Here is an 840-nt window from a genome sequence, read left to right as displayed (position 1 = left end):
CCCCTGGCCCTCTCGGCGTACTCGGCGGTCTCGGGGTCGCGCATGACCCTCTGCCTCGCGATCTCGTGCAGCGCGCTGTTCGCCTGCCGGTCGCCGCCCCTGTTGAGCCTGTGCCTCACGGTCTTGCCGCTCGAGGCGGGGATGGGGCAGGCCCCGCATATCGCCGCGAACGACGCCTCGGAGCGCAGCCTGCCCGGGTTGTCCCCGGCCGCGACCGCGAGCTTGGCCGCGCTCACGGGCCCGCACCCGTACATCGCCAGCAGCGCGGGGCAGTTCTCCTCCAGGGACGCCTCGATCGCGAGCTCCATGTCGAGCGCCGCGTCGCGCGCCGCCGCCCACAGGTCCGCCAGCGCGCCGAGCGCGGCGCCCAGCGCGCCCTCGGCGCGCACGGAGGGGAGCTCCTCCATCAGCCTCGGCCCTCCCATGCCGCGGAACCTCGACCTGAGCCCCTCCGGGGCGGTGGTGAGCAGCGACCTCGCGGTGTTGATCGCCGAGGTCCGCGCCTTCACCGCCCCGGAGCGCGCCGCGAGCATGCAGCGCACCCCGTCGACCCACCCGTCCTGGCTCTTGGGGGTCCCGAGCCTTGAGCCGGACATCGCCGCGCGGGCGGCCCTCTCCGCGTCCGCCTCGTCGCACTTCCCCTGCCCCGGGCGCCTCCTCTGCATCCTCGCCGGGGAGAGCGCCTCGCGCACGGGCATCCCCAGCGACGCGAGGTGCCTGGTGAGGCCCGCCCCGTAGGACGACGTCCCCTCCATCGCGACGCAGGCCGGCTCCCCGGCCGCCGCGATCGCCCCGGCGAGCGCCTCGTATCCCGCCGCGTCGGCGGGGAACCGGCGGGAC

At 76.3% G+C, this 840-nt stretch carries 1 protein-coding gene; it reads right to left on the bottom strand.

Features of this window, described 5'->3' with window-relative positions; translation table 11 throughout:
* A partial coding sequence (locus JMJ97_RS09455) for a transposase (protein ID WP_260700111.1) occupies positions 1-840 on the bottom strand: 840 nt, incomplete at both ends.

The organism is Collinsella aerofaciens (assembly GCF_025289055.1).
Classification (GTDB): domain Bacteria; phylum Actinomycetota; class Coriobacteriia; order Coriobacteriales; family Coriobacteriaceae; genus Collinsella.
Note: the sequence above shows the minus strand (reverse complement) of the source record. Positions and strands in the feature narration are given on the sequence as shown.